This is a genomic window from Luteimonas salinilitoris (assembly GCF_041300785.1).
Classification (GTDB): Bacteria; Pseudomonadota; Gammaproteobacteria; order Xanthomonadales; family Xanthomonadaceae; genus Luteimonas; species Luteimonas salinilitoris.
On record NZ_JBFWIB010000036.1, the window covers coordinates 1 to 6,598 of the forward strand.

General features: G+C 67.4%; 4 protein-coding genes. All 4 read left to right on the plus strand.

Features of this window, described 5'->3' with window-relative positions; translation table 11 throughout:
• The first annotated feature begins 193 nt into the window (after positions 1–193).
• The 4 genes from trmB (at position 194) to AB5T46_RS20175 (ending at position 5,753) form a co-directional block, all read left to right on the plus strand.
• Positions 194–925 carry a tRNA (guanosine(46)-N7)-methyltransferase TrmB gene (trmB, locus tag AB5T46_RS20160; protein WP_370565897.1) on the plus strand — a complete coding sequence of 244 codons (732 nt, stop codon included), beginning with the start codon at positions 194–196 and terminating at the stop codon, positions 923–925.
• Between the two features lie 249 nt (positions 926–1,174).
• Positions 1,175–3,016, plus strand: a complete 1,842-nt coding sequence (locus AB5T46_RS20165) for an SLC13 family permease (RefSeq protein WP_370565898.1) — start codon at positions 1,175–1,177, stop codon at positions 3,014–3,016.
• 398 nt (positions 3,017–3,414) lie between these two features.
• A complete protein-coding gene (gene hutU, locus AB5T46_RS20170; protein WP_370565899.1) occupies positions 3,415–5,088 on the plus strand; it encodes a urocanate hydratase in 1,674 nt (557 codons plus the stop codon).
• The gene (locus AB5T46_RS20175; protein ID WP_370565900.1) at positions 5,085–5,753 is read left to right on the plus strand and encodes a DsbA family oxidoreductase; all 669 of its coding nucleotides are present in this window, start codon (positions 5,085–5,087) and stop codon (positions 5,751–5,753) included. The genes hutU and AB5T46_RS20175 overlap by 4 nt, the downstream gene beginning before the upstream one ends.
• The last annotated feature ends 845 nt before the right edge of the window (positions 5,754–6,598 follow it).

Genomic DNA, 6,598 nt, shown 5'->3' on the forward strand with positions numbered 1-6,598 from the left:
CCCCCCCCCCCCCCCCCCCCCCCCCCCCCCCCCCCCCCCCCCCCCCCCCCCCCCCCCCCCCCGACAGGAGCCAGCCGGAACGCCGGCTGGCGACGCGCGCCCACCCCAGCCCCGTAGAGCGGAGCTTGCTCCGCTGCATGGGCTCCGGAGCCTGGAGCAGCGGAGCAAGCTCCGCTCTACGGGGGGAGGGGTCGTGAGCGAGGCCGGCCGCGACAAGCCCTTCACCGTCGAGCCCGGCCGCCGCCGAGTGCGCAGCTTCGTGCTACGCCAGGGCCGCTTCAGCGAGGCCCAGCAGCGGGCGTTCGACCTGTCGTGGCCGCGTTTCGGGCTGGATTTCCGCCCCGCCGACCAGCAGGCCGGCCCGCGCGACTTCGACGCCGTGTTCGGCCGCAGCGCGCCGCGGGTGCTGGAGATCGGCTTCGGCAACGGCGAGGCGCTGCGCTACGCCGCCCGCCAGGATCCCACGCGCGACTACATCGGCATCGAGGTGCACGCCCCCGGCGTCGGCCGCCTGTTGAACGCCCTGGCCGAGGACGGCAGCGTCCACGTCCGCGTCTACCACCACGATGCGGTGGAGGTGCTCGAGCACGAGATCGCCGACGCCTCGCTCGACGAGATCCGCATCTATTTCCCCGATCCCTGGCACAAGAAGCGCCACAACAAGCGCCGCCTGGTGCAGCCGGCCTTCGCCGACCTGCTGGTGCGCAAGCTGGCCCCCGGCGGGCGCTTGCACCTGGCCACCGATTGGCAGGACTATGCCGAACAGATGTGGGACGTCCTGGACGCAACGGGGGGATTGCGCAACCGCGCCGGTGCGCGCGGGCACGTGCCGCGCCCGGACTGGCGCCCGCAGACCCATTTCGAGACCCGCGGCAAGCGCCTGGGCCATGGCGTGTGGGATCTGCTTTACGACCGGGATTCGTGATTCGTGATTCGTGATTCGAAAAAACGGAGAGCTCTTGAGGCACGCGTCTCGCGGCACGGAACCCGGCGCCGCCAGCCACCGGATCCGACACCATTCCGGCGAAGGCCGGGATCCACCGTGATCCGCCGGCAAAGCGAAATGGACCCCGGCCTTTGCCGGGATAACGGCATCGGGTCCACCGGCTGACGGTCCGCCGCCTGCGGCCCGCTTTCCCAATCCCGAATCACGAATCACCAATCCCGGCCCTAAATGGACACCGCCCTCTCGCTCACCACGGACATGAAGATCGTCCTCGGTCTGGTGAGCCTGACGATGCTGCTGTTCGTGTTCCAGCGGGTGCGCGCCGATCTGGTGGCGCTGGTGGTGCTGGTGCTGCTGGGGCTGACCGGCCAGGTGGCGTCGGAGGACGTCTTCAACGGCTTCTCGTCCAATGCCGTGATCAGCGTGATCGCTACCATGATCCTGGGCATGGGCCTGGACCGCACCGGCGCCCTCAACCGGCTGGCCGCCTGGCTGCTGCGGCGCGCGCACGGCGTGGAGCAGCGGCTGCTGCTGCTGACCTCGGCGGTCGCCGGCCTCAATTCCTCGTTCATGCAGAACCCGGCGGCGATGGCGCTGTACCTGCCGGTGGCCTCGCGGCTGGCCTCGCGCACCGGCATGAGCCTGTCGCAGCTGCTGCTGCCACTGGGCGTGGCGATCGTGATGGGCGGCAGCCTGACGATGGTCGGCACCTCGCCGCTGATCCTGCTCAACGACCTGCTGGTGGCGGCCAACGCCAACCTGCCCTCCGGCGTGGCGACGCTGGAACCGCTGAACATGTTCGCCCCGCTGCCGATCGGCCTGGTGCTGCTGGCCACCGGCCTGGCCTATTTCCATTTCTTCGGCAACCGGCAGCTGCGCGAGGGCAACGACAGCAACGTGACCCCGGCGCGCACGCAGAGCTATTTCGCCCGCGCCTACGGCATCGATGGCGACGTGTACGAGCTCACCGTCACCGCCGACAGCCCGCTGGTCGGCATGACCTTCGGCGAGGCCGAGGCCCTGCACCACGCCCCCGTGCTACTGGCGCTCAAGAGCGACAACGAAGCCAAGCTGGCCCCCGCCGCCGACACCCGCATCTGGGTCGGCAGCGTGCTCGGCGCCATGGGCACGCGGCAACAGGTGGGCGACTTCGCGCAGAACCAGTTCCTGCGCATGAGCACGCGCCTGCGCAACTTCGGCGATCTGTTCAATCCGGCCCGCGCCGGCATCTCGGAGGCCGTGATCCCGCCGACCTCCAAGTTCATCGGCAAGAGCGCCAACGAGCTGCAGCTGCGGCGGCAGCACGGGATCCGCCTGCTGGCGGTCAACCGCGGCAAGGACGAGGAGGTGATCCGCGACAACGTGCGCGACCTGCCGCTGCGCGCCGGCGACATGCTGGTGCTGCACAGCTTCTGGCAGGCGCTGTCGGAAAGCTCCAGCCGCGACTTCGTGGTGGTGACCGACTTCCCAAAGGGCGAGCAGCGCCCGCACAAGTTCAAGATCGCGATGGCGATCTTCGCCGTCACCATCCTGATCGCGCTGTCCTCGCGCGTGCCTACCTCGATCGCGCTGATGACCGGCGTGGCCGGCATGCTGGTCTGCGGCGTGCTGAAGATGGACGAGGCCTACAGCGCCATCAACTGGAAGACGGTGTTCCTGATGGCCTGCCTGATCCCGCTGGGCTGGGCCATGGACAGCAGCGGCGCCGCCGCCTGGGTGGCCGGCCATACCATCGAACAGCTGCCCAGCGGGCTGCCGGTGTGGGTGATCGAGATCGCCGTCGCCATCCTGACCACCGCCTTCTCGCTGGTCATCAGCCACGTCGGCGCCACCATCGTGGTGGTGCCGTTGGCGATCAACCTCGCGCTCGCCGCCGGCGGCGACCCGACCGCCTTCGCCCTGATCGTGGCGCTGTCAGCCTCGAACAACTTCATGACCCAGTCCAACCCGGTGCTGTCGATGATCACCGGCCCCGCCGGCTACAAGCCGCGCGAACTGTGGCGCGTCGGCGCCCCGCTGTCGCTGACCTACACCCTGGTGGTGGTGGCGATGGTGAACCTGCTGTTCTGACCGGCCCTCTGCCGCCCGGCGCCCCAGTCGTCCGCCGCCGCTGGCGCTCACAGTCCACAGCCCGCTCACTTGCCGCACCCGTTCCCCCACAGCACCCGCACTCCGCTCCTTCCCCCGCTTGCGGGGGAAGGCTGGGATGGGGGCAAACCGGCGCCGGTACACCGAACGCCGCCACTCGCCATCGAGTGGACATGTTCTACAAGCCGCTCACTCGAAACATCCATACATCAGACGTCCGCGCGGCTCCGTCGCCCCCACCCCAGCCCTCCCCCGTAAACGGGGGAGGGAGCGGATCATCGCGGCCCGCGCACTCGGGCCTTCCACACCCCAATGCGATAATCCCGGCATTCGCCCCCGCACGCCGCGCGGCGCACCGTCAACCGCTTCCGGAGCCGCACATGTCCGACCCCCGCCACGATCCGTCCCGCAGCATCCGCGCCCCGCGCGGCAGCGACCTGACCTGCAAGTCCTGGCTGACCGAGGCACCGTTCCGGATGATCCAGAACAACCTCGACCCCGAGGTGGCCGAACGCCCGGAGGACCTGGTGGTCTATGGCGGCATCGGCCGCGCCGCCCGCGACTGGGCCTGCTTCGACAGGATCCTGGAGACACTCAAGACCCTGGGCGACGACGAGACCCTGCTGGTGCAATCCGGCAAGCCCGTCGGCGTGTTCCCTACCCACCCCGACGCGCCGCGCGTGCTGATCGCCAACTCCAACCTGGTGCCGGCCTGGTCCACCTGGGAGCACTTCCACGAGCTCGACCGCAAGGGCCTGATGATGTACGGGCAGATGACCGCCGGCAGCTGGATCTACATCGGCAGCCAGGGCATTGTGCAGGGCACCTACGAGACCTTCGTGGAGATGGGCCGCCAGCACTATGGCGGCGACCTGAAAGGCAAATGGATCCTCACCGCCGGCCTCGGCGGCATGGGCGGCGCGCAGCCGCTGGCCGCCAGCTTGGCCGGCGCCTGCAGCCTCAACATCGAGTGCCAGCAGAGCCGCATCGACATGCGCCTCAAGACCCGTTACGTCGACGAACAGGCTACCGACCTCGACGACGCCCTCGCCCGCATCGACAGGTACACGAAGGCCGGCGAAGCCAAGTCCATCGCCCTGCTCGGCAACGCCGCCAGCGTGCTGCCGGAACTGGTGAAGCGCGGCGTGCGCCCCGATGCCGTCACCGACCAGACCAGCGCCCACGACCCCATCCACGGCTACCTGCCGATCGGCTGGACCGTAGAGCAGTGGTTCGCCGAGCAGAAGGCAAACCCGGACAAGGTGCGCGACGCCGCCAAGCGCTCCATGCGCACCCATGTCGAGGCCATGCTCGCCTTCGCTGCGCAGGGCGTGCCCACTTTCGACTACGGGAACAACATCCGCCAGATGGCCAGGGACGAGGGCTGCGCCAACGCCTTCGACTTCCCCGGCTTCGTGCCCGCCTACGTGCGCCCGCTGTTCTGCCGCGGCATCGGCCCGTTCCGCTGGGTGGCCCTGTCCGGCGACCCCGAGGACATCTACAGGACCGACGCCAAGGTCAAGGAACTCATCCCCGACGACCCGCACCTGCACAACTGGCTGGACATGGCCCGCGAGCGCATCAGCTTCCAGGGCCTGCCCGCGCGCATCTGCTGGGTTGGCCTGGGCCAGCGCCACAAGCTGGGCCTGGCCTTCAACGAGATGGTCCGCAACGGCGAACTCAAGGCGCCGGTGGTTATTGGCCGCGACCACCTCGACTCCGGCTCCGTCGCCTCGCCCAACCGCGAGACCGAGGCCATGCAGGACGGCAGCGACGCCGTCAGCGACTGGCCGCTGCTCAACGCCATGCTCAACGTGGCCGGCGGGGCGACCTGGGTGTCGCTGCACCATGGGGGCGGCGTGGGTATGGGCTATTCGCAGCATTCCGGCGTGGTCATCGTGTGCGACGGCAGCGAGGAAGCCGACAAGCGCATCGCGCGGGTGCTGTGGAACGACCCGGGCACCGGGGTGATGCGGCATGCGGATGCGGGATACGACATCGCCAGGCAGTGCGCGAAGGAACAGGACTTGAAGCTGCCGATGGAGCAGGAATGAACGCAACGGCGACCGGCGGCGTGCCGCTGCGCATCGACTTCGTCTCCGACGTGGTCTGCCCGTGGTGCGCCATCGGGCTGGCGTCGCTGGAACAGGCGCTGGAACGTACGCGCGGCGAGGTGCAGGCCGAACTCCATTTCCGCCCGTTCGAGCTGAACCCGCAGCTTCCGCCCGAAGGCGAGGACATCGCCGGGCACCTGCAGAAGAAATACGGCCTGTCCCCCGCGCAGCTTGCCGAAAGCCATGAACGCATCCGCCAACGCGGCGCCGAGCTGGGCTTCACTTTCGCGGCCGACCGCCGCCGCATCTACAACACCTTCGATGCGCACCGGCTGCTGCACTGGGCCGCACTGGAAGGAAGCCAGATCGCGCTCAAGCACGCGCTGCTGCGCGCGTACTTCACCGACGGGCAGAACGTCTCGAACCACGACACCCTGGTCCGCATCGCGGGCGGGACTGGATTGGCACCGGACCGCGCGCGCGAGATCCTCGCCTCCGACACCTACGCCTCCGAGGTGCGCGCAGAAGAGCAGCTCCACCGCCAGAACGGCATCAACGCCGTTCCGGCCATCATCATCGACCAGCAGCACCTGATCTCCGGCGGCCAGCCGATGGAGGTGTTTGAGCGCGCGCTACGGCAGATCGCGACGGCGAAGACGGGTTGAAGCCGGGCTTCGCGCGCAGGCCGGATCAACCTCATCAATCCAACCATGCGGGTTGCTGGGTCGATGGAGCCGACCCAACCCAAGGTCGGCCACAACGCTCGTTTACCACCACGATTCAGCGGTGATATCAGATATCACCGCATCCAACACGATATGCAGGTCGCGCCAGCCACATCAAGAAACAGCTGATCCACGGTCAAACTGCTGATTCTACTGACCTTTACGAAAGTTGACGGCACAGCCGACCACATGAATACTCGGCGCTATCACCTCGATCTGGGGTCTACTAAGAAGTTAGGCACCCTATGAGACATCTCTTAGCCCTGACAGTTGTACTACTACTCAGCTCGCCGGCGAGCGCATTTGCATGTGCTGATCCCCAAGAGGCTCCGTTCTCTCATGATCTCGCGCAGGCGAAGGATGTGTTTGTATTTCGCTTGCTCTCGCTTCGACTCAAGGATCGTGCGCCAGATTCGAGTTCGATTGCTGGAGACATAGAGATCGTCCGCTCCATCAAGGGCAAAGCATCATTTCGGCAAGTCGCGTTCACTGACGTTCGTTGTGGCGGAATGCGCCTTAGGGTTGGTCGCTACTATGCGGCTGCAACGCGCCAAGGAGGCACAGTGCTGCGTCTGGTTCCTGGTGATAATTCGGTGATCGACATAAGTAGTGATTACGCTCAGACCTATCCTCCTGTTCCAGAAAAATCCAAATGGCAGTGGCATATAGCCAACTACGTTCAGGGTATCCCGCTACCTCCGCGGTTCCTTCGCAGCGAGATTTTTTTGAGCGCCCACAGTGTTCCACCGCCCCCTCCGCCTGAGGTTCCATGAGGCGGGTGGGTG

Excerpts from the sequence above, each read along its gene's own strand:
- AB5T46_RS20175 (WP_370565900.1), top strand. The coding sequence starts at position 5,085 with ATGAACGCAACGGCGACCGGCGGCGTGCCGCTGCGCATCGACTTCGTC.
- hutU (WP_370565899.1), top strand. The coding sequence starts at position 3,415 with ATGTCCGACCCCCGCCACGATCCGTCCCGCAGCATCCGCGCCCCGCGC.
- AB5T46_RS20165 (WP_370565898.1), top strand. The coding sequence starts at position 1,175 with ATGGACACCGCCCTCTCGCTCACCACGGACATGAAGATCGTCCTCGGT.